Raw genomic sequence first — 17571 nt, 5'->3', positions numbered from 1 at the left:
TGGCCGCAGGCCTCAGCGGCTGACCCGGCTGGCCAGATGGGCGGGGTAGCGGGCGCCTTCAATCGCAATGCGGTCCAGGGCTTCGCTGATGCGCTGCAGGTCGCCGCTGTCCAGAACCACCTGGGTCGCGGCCAGGTTTTCCTCCAGCCGGTGCAGCTTGGTGGTGCCGGGGATGGGCACTATCCAGGGCTTGCGGGCCAGCAGCCAGGCAAGTGCCACTTGCGCCAAGGTGATGCCCTTGGCCTGGGCCATGCTGCCCAGCGCATCGACCAGCGCCTGGTTGGCCTGGCGCGCCTCGGTGCTAAAGCGCGGCACGATATGGCGAAAATCATCCTGGGCAAAAGCGGTGTCTGCCTGGATCGCTCCGGTCAAAAAGCCCTTGCCCAGCGGGCTGAAAGGCACCAAGCCAATGCCCAGCTCTTCAAGCAGCGGCAAGGTGGCCTGCTCGGGCTCGCGCCACCACAGCGAATACTCGCTTTGCAAGGCTGCCACTGGCTGCACCGCATGGGCGCGGCGGATCGAATCGACGCCCGCTTCGGACAGGCCAAAGTAGCGGACCTTGCCCTCAGCAATCAGCTCTTTGACGGCACCGGCTACCTCTTCCATCGGCACGGCAGGATCGACGCGGTGCTGGTAGAGCAGGTCGATATGGTCCGTGCGCAGGCGCTGCAGCGAGGTATGGACCACCGCTCGGATGCGCTCGGGCCGGCTGTCGAGACCAGCCTTAGAACCTGTTCAAAGTCTCTACGCAGCCGCGTTGGAGTGCAATCGGGATGAGTTCGAAGGGATGGAGCGCAGCTTGCACCGGGGTGCAAGCAAGGGCCAGCGCGCAGAAATCGCCCGATTTCACTCCAACCCGTAGGGACAGTGGCTTTGCGGCCGGTCTGCGTCGTTGCAAATCTTCGCAATAGCTGGGCTATTGCTGCGGTATTGCGCCTCGCATCCCATCCCGCAAAGACACTGTCGCGGCGCGAGGAGACTTTGAACAGGTTCTTAGAGTCACCATCCTTGAAGCCAAACTTGGTGGCAATCACCACCTGGTTGCGCACCGGCGCCAGCGCTTCGCCAACCATCTCTTCGTTCAAGGCCCCATAGGCCTCGGCCGTGTCAAAAAAGGTGACGCCACGCGCTGCGGCATCGCGGATCAGCTGCACGCCTGCGCTGCGGCTGAGCCCCGGGCCATAGCCAAAGCTCAGGCCCATGCAGCCCAGGCCGAGGGCGGAGACCTGCAGGCCGCTGCGGCCGAGTGGGCGGGTGGGGATGGGGGTGTGGGTAGCAGAGTTCATGCCTATCAATGTAGGTATGTAGCCCCGTGATGACTAGATGGTCAGCATGGCACGCCATCATGAGCGGGGCTCATCAATGGCGGGCGCCATGCCGGCGGTATCAAGCGGCCGTGCTGGCCACCACGCAAATTTCAATCAGCTTGGCCGGGCTGGCCAGGCGCGCTTCCACCGTCGCGCGGGCCGGTGCATGGCCAGCGGCGACCCACTGGTCCCAGACCGCATTCATCTCGGCGAAATGGCGCATATCGGCCAGGTAGATCTGGCAGCTCAGGATGCGCTCCTTGTGGCTGCCATGCTCGGCCAGCAGGCGGTCAATCTTGGCGAGCACCTCTTCGGTCTGGCCGCTGATGCCGGCATCGACCTGGTCAGCGACCTGGCCGGCCAGGTACAAGGTGTGGTCGTGGCGCACGACCTGGGACATGCGGTGGTTGCCGCCGATGCGGGTGATGGTGTTGGTGGTAGTCATCTGCTGTTCTCCTGGGTGATGGCGCAAGCTGGCATTCATCAGCGCGCATCAGCGCTCAATGCCGGCCTTGTATTTCTGGTACTGGATGGTGCTGACCACGGCAATGCGGCGCAGCGGCTCGGGCGGCAGCCAACTGGGGCGCTCAAAGCCCAGCGCATCGGCCAGCTGGGGCGACTGCTGGCCGCAGGCCATCTCGCCGAGCAGCTTGCCGAACATGCTGCCCTTGAGCATGCCCGCGCCATTGCAGCCGATGGAGATGTAGAGGCCATCGCCCACCTGGCCAAAGTAGAGCGCGCCGTTGCGGGTGAGGGCGGTGACACCGCCCCAGACCAGCGGCAGCGCATGCGTGCGCATCTGCGGGTAGCGCATCTGGTAGCAGCCCTGCAGCGCTTGGCGCACCTGGGCGAGCGGCTCTTCGCTGTCGTACGAGTACGAGCTGCGCACCATAAAGCGCCCGCCCGCGACCTTGCGCAAGGTGGTGCCCAGGCGGTTGGCGGGGATCACGCCCCATTCCGGCGCGGGGCCCAGTTTGTGCAGTTCCTCGTCGTCCAATTGCTCGGTGAGGCCCGCGTAGGTGTAGATGGTGAACACGCGGTCCCGCGCAAAGCCGAGCTTGCGGGCAAAGCCGTTGTTGGCGATGACGATGCGCGGGGCGCTCAGCTCGGCCGTGGCGGTGCGCACGCGGTGGGGCTTGCCTTCCGTGAGCGACAGCACGGGCTCGCCCTCCCAGAGCTGCACATTGGCGGGCAGGCTGTCGGCCAGGCCGCGCACCAGGGCGGCGGGCTGCACAAAGACGTTGTTGTCCGAGTGGTAGCCGTAGTGGTAGTGCGTGGTGCCCAGCTGCTGCTGCAAGGCATCGCGCCCCAGCTCGGTGTAGGCCACGCCCCAGTCCTGGTACTGCTGGAGCGTGCTTTTGAGGCGCGCTGCGCCGTCGGGCGTGGCGGCTGCGTGGTACTTGCCCACGGGGTTCCAGCCGCAGTCGATCTGGTGCTGGTCGATCAGCGATTTGAGCCAGGCCAGACCCGTGTTGTAGAGCGCTATCTGCTTGCGCGCCACCTCGATCGGGCTGCCGTGGCCGGACATGCCGGTGTTGTGCGGCAGGTTGATCAAAAATCCCGAGTTGCGGCCCGAGGAGCCGTCGCCCACGGTGCTGGCATCGACCAGCAGCACGCGCGCCTGGGGCTCGAGCTCGGCGATGCGCCGGGCGGCGGCCAGGCCGGTGACGCCGGCGCCGATGACGATGGCATCAAAGTGCCGCTCGCTGGGCGCCTGGGTCTTGGCTTGCCTTTTGGAGAGCAAGGTATTCCAGCCCGAGCCCGCTTGGTAGCTCGGGAAAGTAGGTTGCTTGGACATGGGGTGGTGGTGGTTAGTGGCGGGTGGCCTGCAGGCTGCGCATGACCTCGGACTGCACGGTGTCCCAGATCTGGCCCTTGAGTTCGTTGTAGCGCGGCGAGAGCTGCACCTGCGCATTGCGCGGCATGGGCAGGTCGTTGCGGATGTCGGTCACCACGCGGCCGGGCCGCGCGCTCATGATCAGCATGCGGGTGGACAGCAGCAGCGCCTCGTCGATGGAGTGGGTGATGAAGATGATGGTCTTCTTGCTCTTTTCGTAGATCTGCAGCAACTCGTCCTGCAGCACCTGGCGCGTCATCGCATCCAGCGCGGCAAAGGGCTCGTCGAGCAGGATCACGTCCGGGTCATTGGCGAGCACGCGGGCGATGGAGACGCGCTGGCGCATGCCGCCCGACAAGGCATTGGGGTACTTGTCCTCAAAGCCCTGCAGGCCCACCATGTCGATAAAGCGGCGCGCCACCTGCAGGCGCTCGGCCTTGGCAATGCCCTTCATCTTGAGGCCAAAGGCGACGTTGTCGAGCACCGTGAGCCAGGGAAAGAGCGCGTACTGCTGGAACACCATGCCGCAGTGCGGATCGACCTTGTTGACCTCGCGGCCGTTGACGACAATGCGCCCAGCCGTGGGCTTGTCAAAACCGGTGACCAGGTTGAGCAAGGTGGATTTGCCGCAGCCCGAGGCGCCCAGCAGCACCACAAACTCGCCCTTTTCAATCTCCAGATCGACGCGCTCGAGCGCCTTGAAATCCCCGTAGTGCTTGGCGATCCCCTGGATGGAGATCATCGGGCCTTTGTGTTGCGCGTTCATTGTTTCCACCTCAGTACCCAGTTTTCAATCAGTCGGAAGAAAAAGTCGGTGATCAGCACCGTGGTGCTGATGAGCACCATGCCCAGCACGACCACCTCGGTCTGGAAAAATTCCTTGCCGTTCATGATGAGAAAGCCCAGGCCTTCGCGCGCGGCCACCAGTTCGGCGGCAATCACGCAGGTCCAGGCCAGGCCCAGGATCACTTTGAAGCCGCTCAGGATCTGCGACAGGCTGCCGGGCAGGATCACCTCCTTCATCACCTGCCAGCGGTTGGCGCCCAGGTTTTGCGCGGCGCGCACCAGGAGCGGATCGACATTGCGCGTGGCCTCGATCACATAGACCATCGCTGGCGCAAAGCAGCCCATGAAGACGATGCTGTACTTTTGCGTCTCGGTGATGCCGAACCACAAAAGCGACAGCGGGATCCAGCTCATCGACGGCAGCGGGCGCAGAAACGACAGGATGGGGTCAAAGGCCGCCCGGGCGTACGACGAGGTGCCCAGAAAAATGCCCAGCGGAATGGCGACGGCGGTGGCCGCCAAAAAGCCGATCATCACCCGGCGTGCGGACGCCAGGATGTGGGGCCAGAAGGTGCCGTCGCCCAGCATGGCGGCGGCCTTGCCCAGCGCGGCGCTGGGCGGGGGCAGAAAGATGGGGTCGACCAGGCCTGCGCGGCACACGGCCTCCCAGACGGCGATGAACAGCAGCACGGAGGCCGCACTGGTGGCGGCCAGTGCCATGGATGAAGGGGGTTTGGCAATCACGGGGTGTGCTCCGGCCTTCAGACAAAGGAGGCATCGATCCAGTCTTTGACGACCGGGGCCTTGTCGATCTGCTTGTGCTTGACCAGCATCTCGGCGAGCTTTTGCAGGCCTTGCACAAACTCGCCGGTGAGCAGCTCTTTTTGCTGGGCTTGCGGGTACCAGTCCGAGCCGGTGACGGCCGACATCTGCTCCTTCATGGTGAGGCCGGTGAACTTGAGCAGCGCCTGCGAGGCCTTCTCGGGCTGCTCGCGCAGCAGATCGCTGGCCTTGAAGTAGGCCGACAGGTAGCGCTTGACCAGCTCGCGGTTTTGGGCGGCAAACTCGCGGCGCACCAGCAGCACATCGGGGCCGGGCGTGACCTTGAAGGACTTGTAGAGGCTGAACTGCGAGTCATCGGCCAAGAGCTTGACGCCGGGCTCGCGCAGGATGTTGTCAAAGTGCGGGGTCCAGGCGGCGGCCGCATCGATCTGGCCGGTCTTGATCGCGCCATGCAGCTCCGGGCCGGGGATGTTGAGCACATCGGCTTCGCCCGGTTTGATGCCCGCCTGCTCCAGCACATCGAGCACCAGCAAATGGGTGCTGGATGCGAAAGTCACGCCGATCTTCTTGCCTTTGAGGTCAGCCACGGTCTCGATGCCTTTGCGGGCGACCAGGCCTTCGACGCGGCCAAAGTTTTCTGGGATCGCAATGATCGCGAACTGCTTGGCGCCGCGCGACATCAGCGCCAGTGCCGAAACAATGCCAGCGCAGCCAATATCGACGCCGCCGGACATGAAGGCACTCATGCGGGCCGACGAGGTAGCAAAGGACTGCCAGTCCTGGTTGATGCCTACCTCCTTCAAATAGCCCTCGGCCATCGCCAGGTGGGCGGGGTAGTGGCCCAGCCAGGGCGAGCCCCCGTATTTGACGGTCGCATCGGCCGCCCAGCTGGGCAGCGACAGCGCACCGGCCAATGAGGCGGCGGCGCTTTGTTGGATAAAGGAACGGCGGCTGAGGGTCATATTTGTCTCCTTGGATTGCCTGTTTTTCAAGAGCTGGCCAATCGCTGGACAAGGCGCTCCCCTGGCACGGATGCGGCGGCATCCCAGCCATGGAGAGCAGCTTGTGCAAGGGCTGGCTAGCTCAGCGCGATCCCGCTTCTGAGCCAGGGGATCAGTTGGCGTACATCGGGAAAGATGTCGTTTTCCATGACGCTTCTGCTCACTTGGAAGCAGTTCTCGGCCATCTCCACATACTCCCCCTCGCGGGAGAGCTGGTAGATGGTGCGGTGCAGGCTGGCGCCGGGCAGCGGAATGGCGGTGATCTGCCCGCTGTAGGTGCGGCCCTGCAGCAGGCAGATGGGGGTGGTGACGGTCCAGCCCAGGTCGGCGGCGACCATGGCCATGACCACGTCGGAGGTGTCGATCTCCAGATAGGGGCGCGGGCTGAAGCCCTGGCGGCGCAGGTGGCGCTCGATCAGCGCACCAAAGTGCGAGCGGGCGCTGAAGCGGATCAGCGGCATCTTCTCGATCAAGGTGGTGAGGTCGGCGTTCTTGAACTCTTTCTCGCGCACCTTGGGGATCACCGCGATAAAGGGCTCGGAGAAGATCGAGCGGCGCACGATATGGTCGATGTCGTCGAGCGTGTCGGTGGTGACGATGAGGTCGAGCTGGCGCTTCATCAGCGCCGTCGCATGGCTGTTGGCCAGGCCGGACCAGAGCAGCAGCTGGCTGGCCGACTCGGTGACCTTCTTGACGATGGCCGGCCCTGCGGTGGCGGCAAAGGAGTCGATCATGCCGACGCGGATGGCCGGGCGGCTGGCCAGGTCGGCATCGCGCACATGCACCACCAGCCGCTCCATGTCTTCCACAATCTGCCCGGCCCGGCGGCTGAGTGCAATGCCTGCCGGCGTGAGCTTGAACGGCCGCTGCGAGCGGTCAAACACCTGCGTCTGCAAGATCGCCTCGATCTGCGTGATCGTTTGCGACACCGCCGATTGCGTGACCCCCAGCGTTGCTGCGCCCTTGGACAGGCTGCCCGAAGACGCCACGGCCTCGAAAATCTTCAAGGCGCGGACATCGAGACCCGAGGTTGTCTTCATGTCGTCTCCGTTGTGGATCCACTGCAGTGCCTGGGGCACTTTTCAGTAGATTTTTAAGTATTAGTATTTCTACAAATACTAGCTATTAAGCGGAGATTTTGATAACAAATTAATTAAAACTAATACTTAGGATCAGTTTCGCTTGGGTGGGGCATCTTCAGTCGTCCGCAAAAAAGCCTCCAAGGCCGCAACCTGCTGGCGGCGATGGAGGCTGTGGCCGGGATAAAGCCGGTGCTTTTAGGCTTGCTGGCGCGTTGCGGCCAGCACGATTTCGCGAATGCAGACGCCGGCCGGCTGCGCATAGGCGTAGTGGATGGCGTTGGCCACATCCTGGGCCGCCAGCACCTTGCCGCCCATGGCAGTTTTCCAGTCCTCATAGCCGGACTTGATGGCCGCATCCGTGGTGTGGCCGAGCAGCTCGGTCTCCACCGCGCCGGGGGCGATGGTGGTCACGCGCACATGGTGGGCGGCGAGTTCCTCGCGCAGGTTCTCCGTCAGGCCATGCACGGCAAACTTGGTGCCGACATAGGCGACATGGTTGGGGAAGGTCTTGCGGCCCGCGACCGAGCTCACATTGATGATGCTGCCGCGTTGGCGCTGCACCATGCCGGCGGCAACGGCATGCACGCCGTTGAGCACGCCTTTGACATTCACGTCGAGCATGCGGTCCCACTGGTCCGGGTCCTGGCGCGTGATCTCGCCCAGCAGCATGACGCCGGCATTGTTGACGATGGCATCGGCCGGGCCAAAGCGGGCTTCGCCTTGTTGCACGGCGGCGGCCAGTGCGGCGCGGTCGGTCACGTCGACAGAGATTGCCAGCGTGTCGGGCAGGTTCAGCGCCTGCATGGGCTCGAGCCGGCGCGCCAGCAGCAGCAGCGGGTGGCCCAGCGACGAAAACAGCTGGGCGGTAGCCAGGCCAATGCCCGAGCTGGCACCGGTGATGACGATCAGGGGTTGGCGGTTTTGCATGGTGTTGTGGCTTTCTAAAGAAATAGATTTTTCTGATGAATCAGTAGAGAATTTAGTGTAGATCGAGTGTATGGCGTTTGAAAAATGGTTTATTCTTCTTTCATTCATACGTTTTGCTTATGGCTTGTGATGGATTACCGCCAGTTCCGCGCCTTTGTCGCCGTCTTTGAAGAGCGCAATATCACCGCTGCCGCGCAGCGCTTGCACCTGAGCCAGCCGGCGCTGTCAGGCAGCATCCGCCTGCTGGAAGAGGCCCTGGGCACGGCGCTGTTTGTGCGCAAGGCGCGGGGGGTGGAGGTGACCGACGATGCCCGCGCGCTCTACCCCCAGCTGCGCCGCATGGTGGCCGAGGCCGACGACCTGGCCCAGCGCTTTCGCCAGCGCGGCGCGCGTGCGCGCCTGACCATTGGCGTGGAAGAAGATGTGGCCCGCAGCACCGTGCAGCACTTGGCCGCCACCGCCCGGGCTTGCGTGCCCGGCCTGCAGCTGCACCTGCTGGCGCAATGCGAGGGCGATGCGCGCCTGGCCAGCGAAGAGCTGCGCTGCGAGGACGAGCTGTTTTTACCGCTGCTCAGCGAGCGCTATGTGCTGGCCCTGCCCGCCCAAGCGCTGCCACCAGACCACGCAGCGGGCACCCCACAAGACCTCGCCACCGACTGGATCGTCTGCCCCAGCCACGCCAGCCACCAACGCCTGGTGCCCCTCTACGGCAGCCGCGCCGACACCCCCGCCGCGCTGGCCGGCAATTTCTCGCTGGCGCTGGACCTGGTGGCTGCCGGTGTGGGCCGGGCCATCGTGCCTGAATCCCTCGCGCAAGCAATGCCGGGCGTGCAGACCCAGCCGCTGGAGGTGGAACTGAAACGCCGCATTGGGCTGTGCTACAACGCGCAAGCGCTGGGCAATGGGGCGCTGGCGCAGTTGCGGGATGGGGTGTTGGGGATGGGAGCGAAGCCCTCGTTCTAAGCTATTCGCTGCTGCGAGGGAAAGAGCCGCGTTGACTGAGTGCTTGAGCGCTGATGTTCTTCAGGGCTTTATGAGGCGATGGCCCTGCAATCTATGTAATAGTGCAGGGCGTCGCGGCTTTTCCATTATTGGGGAAGCGCGTAATGCAGCCAGGGCCGCCCGTCATGCACAGATTCAATTCAATTTTCTTCCCCTTGCTCGCCGTTTTGCTTGGATTATGCACCTGCTTTTTTATAAGATTTATAGCTTCCTTGCCAGCGCTGAATATATTCAAGGCATTCGGTATTGGAATGGTGCTGGCCTTGATCGAGGTGCAATGGCTTAGACGGGTTGATGAGGATAAGCTAAAGTATTTTCTGCTGGACGGCGCAATTTTCCCGTTCTTTTCTTTAGGAGTTGCTGCTGGTTTTTTAATATAATTAATGACGCTAGCAGCTATTTGGATTAAAAAAGCACAAAAAGCTCAGGAGGCAGTATGAGAGGTAGATGTGAAAATTGCGGAGAACCCCTGTTCTGGAAAGCGATTTTTAGCGCTATGAAAAACTGTTGCAGTTGTGGGGCACTTTTGAAGAAATCAAAGCTCGATACTTGTCTTTATTTGCTTCCTGTCTCTGTATTCCCCGTTAAGATTTGGCTCGCGGATCCTCTGCTATCTGATGTTTTTATTAAAAATGTGACCTTGACCATATATCTGCTTGTTTCCTTTTTTCTTGTTTTGTTGTTTAGATGGTGGATCGGGTATCAGGTGCAAAATTAAGATTTAGCCTGCACCAAGTTTGATGCTAAGGGGTACTGATGAAAAAATTCCTGCTTATATCCCCAATATTGATTTTGTTCGTAGTGCAGGGGCTTGAGCATAAATACTATGGCTCAGCATTATTCTCATTTTTAGCGCCTGTAGCTTGTGTGGCTAATCTGGCATCCGTGGCGAACGCTGCAAATGAAAATAGAGGTAAGATCGTTGTTGCATTGGTTTTGATGTCGCTGGCGTTGTTCTACTTACGTTTGTGATGGTTCTGCTTGTTGAGAGTAGTTGCGTTGAAAATGCAAGTCAAGAAATGGTTAATTTTCGTGGTCTGGGTGATACTTTGTATTCCCGGGGTAATGCATTTGATGCAGTATTTTTCATCGTGAAGTGATGCTCCGATCTTCAGCGGAAAAGCTACGTGAGTTTGATTTTTAATGAATCGCCCAGCCATGGTAAGTAACTATCCCTTGATAAAGATAAATTTAAGCCAAAGATGTGTTGGGCACATTGCCTTGCCTGGGATCGTGGTGCACCATTCCGACCTTATGGGCATCGCAGGATTTTTTAGAAAGATATCCGCTGCGCAACAGGAATACCGTTTTCTGAAATTTCCTGCAGGTGCTGGTAGCGATGCACGTTATTTATGCACTCAATCTTGGCGAAGTGATAATATGGGTCAGGATTTCTCCGATATCCGGATGAAGGCGTTTTATGCCACAACGCCTTTTGCAGGATTCTCATCCGATCTTGTCTTTGGCCCGCGCTCAGAAGACCCCTTTTTGCATTTGCCTGTTTTGGGTATCTTCGAAGAGGACTGGCCTATCTCTATGGCTAAGAACGGAGGCCATCGAACGATCATGCCGGCGCGTAAGCGCATGGCATATATGGCAGCGCCGCGTCATATTTTTTTTATGATGGCGCTAATCTTGGAAGAATTTGCCAAGCGGGATGATGTGCAGACATTGCGATTTGAGCAATCCGCAGCGGGCGGCGGTGTTGGAATGCCCAGCTATGAGCTGGAATTCCAGAAAGCAATATAGTGCTGCTTTTATATCCAGTTATGCAGGCGGTCCTTTACTAAGACTCCGAGGCCTAGCTATATGGATATAGTGATTTTCCAGATGCCCTTTAAAGGTAAGGGCTGAGGACAGCTCAGCGGATAGCCATTGGCGCTGCCTTCCGTGTAGTTTGGGCTACCCACTGAGCATGGGTATGTGGGGCAGAGAGTCGTGATGCGCTCTGCCCTAGCCGTATCAGGACAGCACGTCGCGCAGCGACGCATCCTTGGCGAACTGGGCCTTGGCAAAGGGGCACAGTGGCAGCACCTTGGTGTGGGTCTCACGGGCCCAAGCCACCAGCGCATTGAGCAGTTGGCGGCCGGCTCCTTCGCCGCGCAGTGAATCATCCACTTCCGTGTGGTCGATGATGATCATCGTGGCATTGGTGCGGCTGTAGGTCATCTCGGCCACGCGTGTGGCATCGCGGTTGATAAAAAACGCGCCTTTGGAATCGGCTTCTTCGTGTTGAACGGTGTAGGGCATGCGGGCCTTGGGTTGAACAAAACCCCAAGAATAAGGGATGGCAGCAGCCCTGGGGGTGGAGATGGCTTGGAGCAGGGCGCTGATGCCTTGGGCTTCAATCCGCGCTGTCCGCGTCTTCGTCGTCGTCCTCAGGCGGGTTTTCAAACCGCTCCCAGGCGCCGCCCACTTCCTGGCGCCAGGCGCTCCAACCCAATGGCAGGTCTGCGATTTGCGCCAGGCTCTGGTCGCGCTCATAGATGCAAGCCATGCAGACCAGGAGGGCCTCGCCGGGCTCGTCGGTGCTGGCATCCAGAAATTGCCAAGCCCCATCGGCATCATGCGAGACCATCAACACTGGCAGATGCTCGCGTACCACCTTGGTTGTAGAAAAGCTGGCGGTATTGTGCGCATCGGCAAAGGGCCAATGGTCAAACTGGTGGCTGTGCATGGCGATGCTCCTCGTCGTCTCAGGCTTCGGTGGCAAACAGCTCGATGGCGTCGTCCGTCCAGTCATGGCCGCTCCAGCCGGAATCTGCATCAGGGGGCGGAAAGGCGGTGCGGCAGTAGCCATGCTTGGCCGCAAAATCAAACACCGCATGCGGGTAGCCATTGATCAGTAGCACGACCTTGCTGCCATCGGTGGACCAGCCAATCGTCACCTCGGACGGCAGGTGCTTGTCGGAGACATCGGCCACGTTGTAGATGTGCAGCGCGTTCTGGATGGGTTGCTCGGCGTTCGCAAAATCCAGCGCATAGAAGTAGGCGGTGTCGCCATCGTCTTCAAACACCGCTGCATAGCTGCCTTCGGGCGCATTGCCTTGAAGGGGCTCGGCAGCGCCAATCTGGATGGTGTTCTGGGCGGTAACGACGATGGGCATGAACAGTCCTTGTCATGGATGGGGGGAAGCCGTGGCGGCCAGCAAAGGATCAGCATAAACCGGCTTTGTGGCAGCGCTGGGTAGGCCAAGGTTGTTATCGCGTGCCCCGGATATGGGCAATCACTTCGCGCAAGGTGGTGGCCTCTGGCACCCACCAGTCAGCCAGCGCACCCAGCGCCACGGCGCAGACCAGGGCGCCGAGCAGCGGCTTCCAGGTCAGTCGCACGGCAGAGGCCAGCCAGCCTGCGCGCTCGACCCGCACGAGGGCGCGGGCGGTCATCATCGAAAAGGCCAGTTCCACCGCCACGGTCAAGAGCACATCCACGCCAAAGTACAGCCACAGCAGCGCGCCAAAGCCAAAGAAGGCCAGCAGCAGGCCGGCAAAAACGGCCAGGATGGGCACGATGATGATGCCCTCATCGCCGCCGCCGATATCGACCACATCGACGGCATCGGTCCAGGAGCTGGAAGCACCGGATGCAGTCGACGACAGGTCCACATCCGCCCAATCTCCTGACGCCCCACCACCACCAAAATTGCCGCCCCCGCCTGACTGCCAATCGGGCACGCCTTTGCCTACGTGCAGATCGGGCACCGGGTCGATGCCATCGACCCAGGAGTCTTCGCGCTTGCGCTCGTAGGCATTACGCACCAGGTAGGCCGCCCACAGCCGCAGCACCAGCAGGTAGACCGCATAGCCCACGCCCAGGCTGATGGCATAGCGCAGCGCCATCGATGTCACCCCGGAATGGAGCAGCGCTGCCGTGACCGCCCACATCACTAGCAAGACCAGCAGCCCCATGCACAGGCCATGCAGGCGCAGCCAGTGTTTTTTCTGCAGGGTGGATGCCATGTGCTGGGGCATGCGCAGCGATGACCAGCTGGACTTGCGCTTGCGCTGGGCGGCGCGGTTGTGGGGAGCTTGGGCCAAGGCTAAAGGGTGGGGAGTGAGGTCGGGAGCAGTGTAGCAGTGCGGATTTGGCGGTTGCTGGCCCCTTGGTGCACGCTGCTTTGGATGGCTGGGGCGCCTAGCGCCCGCGCCCCTGGCCGCGACCGACCCCGCTCATACCTACCGCAATGCACAGTGTGGCGGGCGCGAGCAAGCCCAGCCAGGTGATCCAGGCCAGACCACTGTCCATCACCGCTAGGGTGCCAATCAGCGAAGCGAGCAAGGCCGTTGCGCCCAGCACCTGCAACCCACGCCGTGCACGGCGCCCTGACCACGCTAAAGGCAGATGCATCGCATGCCGGTCCATCGCCAAGGCCAGTGCGGCCAAGCCCAGCAGCATGCACAGCGCAGACAGGGCCAGCATCAGCAGCAGACCTTTTGACGGCATTGCATGGTCAGGGCGCCTGCTGCAAATGCCAGGCCCAAGGCGATAAAGCCCAGATCCATACCGGCCATCACCATATCGCCCGTTTGCATTGACTGCAGCAGGTTCCGGTGGCTGGTCGCGGCATTCAGCACAGGCAGCAAGCCAAAGCCCAGCGCTGCGCACCAGGCCAGCCAGCGCCAGGCTTTGGCAGGTGCGGTGCAGGCCGCCCAGACAAAGCTCACAAGCCAGGTGGCAAAAAGCGCATGCAGCTCCCATTGCGCGCGCGCCTCCATGCCGATGGGCAACAGCCGGTTGGCCCAGAGGTAGGCCGCAATGGCCACGGGCAGGCCCAGAATGGCGGCAGGGTTGAGCCGGCTGACGAGTGCATGGCCCACGCTCGGCTGGCGTGCGCTGCGCTTGGCGGACCAGAGCACCATGCCGGTGGCAATCATCACGCAGCCCAGCAGGCCCGACAGCAGGTACAGCGCGCGCAGCACTGCGCCTGCAAACAGGCCTTCGTGCAAGCCCAGCCACAGGTCGCGCGCGGCGCGCGGGGTAGATTGCCGCGCAGGGCGCTCGGCCAGCAAGGCGCCGCTGACGCCATCAAAGACGAGGATGCCGGCCTCGCGCACGGGGCCTGCGGCGAAGTTGCCGATGGCGCTGATGCGGGAGTTGGCATCGCCCGGGTGTTGTACCGTGAGCACGGCCACGGGCGCGCCCTGCCACCGGGCCTGGGCTTGGGCCAGCAGCGGGGCGATGGCAGTCAGCGGCGCGGCCTGACCGGAGGCCGGGGCAGCGGCCATTGGCGGGAACAGCTCGCCATAAAAGCTGCGCACCGCCGCGCCTGGTGCCTGGCCGTACCAGGCGCTGGCGATCAGCGGCATGAAGGAGAACATCACAAAGACCAGGCCCGAGTAGCTGATCATCAGCTGAAACGGCAGGCTGGCGACGCTGGCCAGGTTGTGCGCATCCAGCCAGGAGCGCTGGCCCTTGCCCAGCCGCAGGGTGAAGAAATCGGCAAAAAAGCGCCGGTGCGCGACGATGCCGGTCAGCAGCGCCAGCAGCAGCACCATGGATGCGATGGCGACCAGCCATTCCGTCAGCGCCGGGGGCAGGTAGTGCAGACGCCAGTGCAGTTGGTAGAGCGCCTGGCCGCCCGCCGTATCACGCACGGCGATGGGTGCGCCGGTCTGTGCATCCAGCCACATGGCTTGCGGTTGTGCGGCGCCGGCGGGCGACCAATCGACGCGTAGATAGGGCTCGTTGCGGTCCACCGGCAGCTGGATGGACCAGCTGCGGGCACCGGGCGCATGGGTCTGCAGATAGGCCAGCGCATGTGCGGCCTGGGGCGCCGGTGGCAGCGGGTACTGCGCTGGGGGCAGCTCGGGGCGCATCCAGCGGTCGATCTCGGTATCCAGATAGCCGGCAGTGCCGGTGACAAACATAAAGTACAGCAGCCAGCCCAACAGCACACCGGCCCAGGTATGCAGGCCCGCCATCGCCGGGCGCAGGGGGCGATGTGGGCGCTTGGGGGGATGCGATGGGCTCACAGCGCAACCCAGGCGATGAGCGCACTGCCCAAGCTGGCCAGCAGCATGCCCGCCCAAGCGCGGCCTGCGCTGCGGGCGGCAAAGGCCGCCATCAGCGCAGCGGCATACACGACAAAGCTCAGCTGCATCGCCACCAGCACCGCATCGGTACGCGGCAGTGCCGGGGCCAGGCTGGCGACCAGGGCCACGGGCAGCAGCTGCGCGAGCGCATAGCCGCCCAGGCTGCCGGCAAGCAGGCGCGATACCACGGCCCAGCCCGTCGCAGGCCTGCGCGGCTGGGCGGCCCGCGCCGCCTGGTCAACGCGCAATCAGAACTCCGTCGATGCCGACAGCAGCACGGTGCGCGGCGCGCCCATGGTCAGGCCTTCGCGCGCGGCAGACTGCCAGTAGTTCTTGTTCATCAGGTTCTCGACCGTCAGGCGCAGGGTGACCGGCGTATTGCCTGTGGTGAAGCGGTAGCGCGCGCCCAGGTCAAAGCGGTTCCAGGAGGGCAGCTGCTGGCTGTTGGCCACATCCACATACTGGCTGCTGGTGTGCAGCGCGCGGGCGGTCAAGGTCAGGCCGGGCACCCAGGCAGTGTCCCATTCACCGCCAATATTGATCTGCACCTTGGGCGTGGCGGGGGCCGTGCGGCCATCGTTGAGGCCGTCCTCGGTCTTGGTCAGCTTGCCCTGGGTAAAGGCCACGCCGGTCAGCAGGCGCAGGCCCCGGCGCACCTCACCCTGGGTGACGATCTCCAGGCCCCGGTTGCGCTGCTCGCCATCCATGCGGAAGGTCGAGGGCGTGGTCGAGGCATCGAGCAAGCTGCTGGGCCGGCTGATCTGGAACAGGCTGGCCGTGGTGACAAAGTTGCCGGTGTCGAACTTGGCACCCAGCTCCAGCTGCCTGGATTTGGCGGGCGGGAAGATCTCGCCGGCATTGGCCGTGCCTTCGGGCGCGGTCGAGCCCTGGGACAGGCCCTCGATGTAGTTGCCGTACAGCGAGATGCCTTGTGTGGGTTTGAACAGCAGCGCCGCCATCGGCGTGATCGCCGACTTGTCGTAGCGCGCCGTTTCCGCGCCCGATGTGCCGTTGAGGGTGCGGGTGCGCACCTCCTGGTGGCGCGCGCCCAGGGTCAGCTGCCAGCGCTTGTCGGCCGTGGAGATGGTGTCGGCCAGCGCCACGCTGGTCATGCGCGTCTCGCCGGTGCGGGGCAGGTTGGAGCCGATGCTGATCGAGGGCTTGGCAATGTCGGCTGGGTTGTAGATGCTGGACGCGTAAACCGTGCCGTTCTGGCGCAGCAGGCCATTGTCTTGCGCATAGCCGCTGGTGCTGAGCACCCATTCGTGGCCCAGGCTGCCGGTCTGCAGCTTGCCCTTCAGCCCTACTTCGGCAGTGCGGGTGTTTACGGCTTCCTTCAGGCGGTAGGGCCGGGCCATCAGCGTGCCATGCGCATCCTGCAGTTGCGACGTGGTCTGCAGGCTGTCAAAGTCATAGCCCATCGCACCCAGCGCGCCGTAGGCGATCAGGTTGGGGTTGATATCCACCTCGCCGCGCACAATGGCGGCACGCTCCTTGGCATCCCAATAGCTCCAGGACGGTTGGAAGTTGGTTTTGTTGTTGGGTGCAGCGGCAATCGGCGTGCCTTCCGCCGGAGGGAACAGCAGGCTGCTGCGGCCATGGGTGACGCGCTTTTGGTAGTTGATGTCGGCCTCCAGCCGCACGCGCTCGCCCTGGTAGTCCAGGCCCAGGGCCAAGGCATCGACACGCTCGCTGGCGCCATGGATGGGCGTATCGCCCGAGCGTTTGGCGACGTTGAGGCGCACGCCCCATTCCTGGTCCGCACCAAAGCGGCGGCCAAAGTCGGCATGCACGCCAAACTGGCTGTCTTGCGCGTACGAGGCCGTCACGCGATTGAGCGGCGTGGCGCCGGCACGCTTGGGCACCAGGTTGATGCCGCCGCCCACCGAGCCAGCGGGCGCCATGCCGTTGAGCAACGCGCTGGGGCCACGCAGCACCTCTACCCGCTCCACGCCGATCAGCGAGGCCGCATTGCGCGGCGACAGGCCATACAGGCCGTTGTACGACACGTCGTAGTTGAAGACGGTAAAGCCACGGATGTTGAACTCCTCCCGGCCCGCATTGCGCCCGTAGGTGTTGCGCACCGAGGGGTCGTTGACCAGCACATCGCCAATGGTCTGCGCCTGCTGGTCGTCCACCAGCTTGGCGGTGTACTGGGTGGTGCTGAAGGGCGTGTCCATCACATCGCGGTTGCCCAGCAACCCGACCTTGCCGCCGCGCGCGACCTGGCCGCCGGCATAGGGGCCGGGCAGGGCTTCAATGGCTGCTGCCGTGACCGACACGGTGGGCAGCACCACGGTGCCTGCTGGATCGCCCGATGGCGCAGGGGGTGCAGGCCGCACCAGCACCGCACGGTCTTTGACCGCGCCCTGCAGGCCGCTGCCGGCCAGCAGACGGTCCAGCGCCTGCTGCGGCGTGAAGTGGCCCGAGACGGCAGGCGCCGTCTTGCCAGCGACCAGCCCGGCCGGAAAGCCCAGCTGCAGATCGCCCTGGCGTGCCAGCTCATTGAGCGCCTGTGCGAGCGGCTGCGCTGCAATCGCAAAGCTGCGGGCCCCCTCTTGTGACGATGCTGCCGTTTGCGCATGCGCCGTCAGCGGCTGGACAGCGGCGATACCCAGCGCCAGTGCGGCGGCCATGGCAAGGGGCGTGGGGCGAGAGCGAAAAAGGGGCGCGGTGCGCAGCATGCAAGGGACTCCTGGATCGGTAAAGGGAAACGGCTGGTGCGCTGCGCACAGCGCTGCCACCCCCTGTAGACGCAGCTGCGCCAGGAATCCGCAGGTCCCGAGGAAAAATATTTTGAATAATTTTTGAGC

At 62.9% G+C, this 17571-nt stretch carries 19 protein-coding genes and 2 pseudogenes; 4 read left to right on the top strand and 17 right to left on the bottom strand.

Annotation, left to right across the window (positions count from 1 at the left end; translation table 11 throughout):
* Positions 1 to 12 precede the first annotated feature (12 nt).
* From WH367_RS09440 to WH367_RS09400, 9 genes and pseudogenes are all read right to left on the bottom strand, one after another.
* Positions 13 to 720 (bottom strand): annotated as a pseudogene (locus WH367_RS09440) (aldo/keto reductase); the annotation flags it as partial.
* Between the two features lie 275 nt (positions 721 to 995).
* A pseudogene (locus WH367_RS09435) lies at positions 996 to 1202 on the bottom strand (aldo/keto reductase); the annotation flags it as partial.
* 184 nt (positions 1203 to 1386) lie between these two features.
* A complete protein-coding gene (locus WH367_RS09430; RefSeq protein ID WP_339535726.1) occupies positions 1387 to 1752 on the bottom strand; it encodes a RidA family protein in 366 nt (121 codons plus the stop codon).
* 48 nt (positions 1753 to 1800) lie between these two features.
* Entirely contained in the window at positions 1801 to 3105 is a 1305-nt protein-coding gene (locus tag WH367_RS09425; RefSeq protein WP_339535724.1) for an NAD(P)/FAD-dependent oxidoreductase, read from the bottom strand.
* 13 nt (positions 3106 to 3118) lie between these two features.
* Positions 3119 to 3886 carry an ABC transporter ATP-binding protein gene (locus WH367_RS09420; RefSeq protein ID WP_116925529.1) on the bottom strand — a complete coding sequence of 256 codons (768 nt, stop codon included), beginning with the start codon at positions 3884 to 3886 and terminating at the stop codon, positions 3119 to 3121.
* Between the two features lie 20 nt (positions 3887 to 3906).
* Positions 3907 to 4650, bottom strand: a complete 744-nt coding sequence (locus tag WH367_RS09415; protein ID WP_021028878.1) for an ABC transporter permease — start codon at positions 4648 to 4650, stop codon at positions 3907 to 3909.
* 41 nt (positions 4651 to 4691) lie between these two features.
* Positions 4692 to 5675, bottom strand: coding sequence for an aliphatic sulfonate ABC transporter substrate-binding protein (locus tag WH367_RS09410; protein ID WP_339535722.1), 984 nt, complete (start codon positions 5673 to 5675; stop codon positions 4692 to 4694).
* 116 nt (positions 5676 to 5791) lie between these two features.
* Positions 5792 to 6754: a LysR family transcriptional regulator gene (locus tag WH367_RS09405; RefSeq protein ID WP_339535720.1), complete on the bottom strand. Its 963-nt coding sequence runs from the start codon at positions 6752 to 6754 to the stop codon at positions 5792 to 5794.
* Positions 6755 to 6991: 237 nt separating this feature from the next.
* Positions 6992 to 7723 (bottom strand): SDR family oxidoreductase, encoded by a 732-nt coding sequence (locus WH367_RS09400; RefSeq protein WP_339535719.1) that lies wholly within the window; start codon positions 7721 to 7723, stop codon positions 6992 to 6994.
* A 129-nt stretch (positions 7724 to 7852) separates the two neighbouring features.
* Here WH367_RS09400 and WH367_RS09395 point away from each other — a divergent pair, with 129 nt between their 5' ends.
* The 4 genes from WH367_RS09395 (at position 7853) to WH367_RS09380 (ending at position 10474) form a co-directional block, all read left to right on the top strand.
* Positions 7853 to 8686, top strand: a complete 834-nt coding sequence (locus WH367_RS09395; RefSeq protein ID WP_339535717.1) for a LysR family transcriptional regulator — start codon at positions 7853 to 7855, stop codon at positions 8684 to 8686.
* Positions 8687 to 8937: 251 nt separating this feature from the next.
* Complete coding sequence (locus WH367_RS09390; RefSeq protein WP_339535715.1) at positions 8938 to 9105, top strand: hypothetical protein; 168 nt, start codon at positions 8938 to 8940, stop codon at positions 9103 to 9105.
* A gap of 376 nt (positions 9106 to 9481) precedes the next feature.
* On the top strand, positions 9482 to 9697 hold the full coding sequence (locus WH367_RS09385) for a hypothetical protein (protein ID WP_339535714.1): 216 nt from the start codon (positions 9482 to 9484) through the stop codon (positions 9695 to 9697).
* Positions 9698 to 9868: 171 nt separating this feature from the next.
* A complete protein-coding gene (locus WH367_RS09380) occupies positions 9869 to 10474 on the top strand; it encodes a hypothetical protein (RefSeq protein WP_339535712.1) in 606 nt (201 codons plus the stop codon).
* 213 nt (positions 10475 to 10687) lie between these two features.
* Here WH367_RS09380 and WH367_RS09375 read toward each other — a convergent pair whose 3' ends face one another.
* The 8 genes from WH367_RS09375 to WH367_RS09340 form a co-directional block, all read right to left on the bottom strand.
* Positions 10688 to 10975 (bottom strand): GNAT family N-acetyltransferase, encoded by a 288-nt coding sequence (locus tag WH367_RS09375; RefSeq protein WP_116925463.1) that lies wholly within the window; start codon positions 10973 to 10975, stop codon positions 10688 to 10690.
* Positions 10976 to 11069: 94 nt separating this feature from the next.
* Positions 11070 to 11402 carry a hypothetical protein gene (locus WH367_RS09370; protein ID WP_339535709.1) on the bottom strand — a complete coding sequence of 111 codons (333 nt, stop codon included), beginning with the start codon at positions 11400 to 11402 and terminating at the stop codon, positions 11070 to 11072.
* A gap of 19 nt (positions 11403 to 11421) precedes the next feature.
* Complete coding sequence (locus WH367_RS09365; protein WP_339535707.1) at positions 11422 to 11832, bottom strand: DUF2251 domain-containing protein; 411 nt, start codon at positions 11830 to 11832, stop codon at positions 11422 to 11424.
* A 94-nt stretch (positions 11833 to 11926) separates the two neighbouring features.
* Positions 11927 to 12763, bottom strand: a complete 837-nt coding sequence (locus WH367_RS09360) for a hypothetical protein (RefSeq protein ID WP_339535705.1) — start codon at positions 12761 to 12763, stop codon at positions 11927 to 11929.
* Between the two features lie 97 nt (positions 12764 to 12860).
* The gene (locus tag WH367_RS09355) at positions 12861 to 13145 is read right to left on the bottom strand and encodes a DUF3325 family protein (protein ID WP_339535703.1); all 285 of its coding nucleotides are present in this window, start codon (positions 13143 to 13145) and stop codon (positions 12861 to 12863) included.
* Positions 13145 to 14698 (bottom strand): PepSY-associated TM helix domain-containing protein, encoded by a 1554-nt coding sequence (locus tag WH367_RS09350; protein WP_339535701.1) that lies wholly within the window; start codon positions 14696 to 14698, stop codon positions 13145 to 13147. The genes WH367_RS09355 and WH367_RS09350 overlap by 1 nt, the downstream gene beginning before the upstream one ends.
* Entirely contained in the window at positions 14695 to 15006 is a 312-nt protein-coding gene (locus WH367_RS09345; protein WP_339535698.1) for a DUF3649 domain-containing protein, read from the bottom strand. The genes WH367_RS09350 and WH367_RS09345 overlap by 4 nt, the downstream gene beginning before the upstream one ends.
* The gene (locus tag WH367_RS09340) at positions 15007 to 17442 is read right to left on the bottom strand and encodes a TonB-dependent receptor (protein ID WP_339535696.1); all 2436 of its coding nucleotides are present in this window, start codon (positions 17440 to 17442) and stop codon (positions 15007 to 15009) included.
* Positions 17443 to 17571: the final 129 nt, after the last annotated feature.

Origin of the sequence: Comamonas sp. MYb21 (assembly GCF_037479395.1) — a bacterium.
Taxonomy (GTDB): domain Bacteria; phylum Pseudomonadota; class Gammaproteobacteria; order Burkholderiales; family Burkholderiaceae_C; genus Comamonas.
Note: the sequence above shows the minus strand (reverse complement) of the source record. Positions and strands in the feature narration are given on the sequence as shown.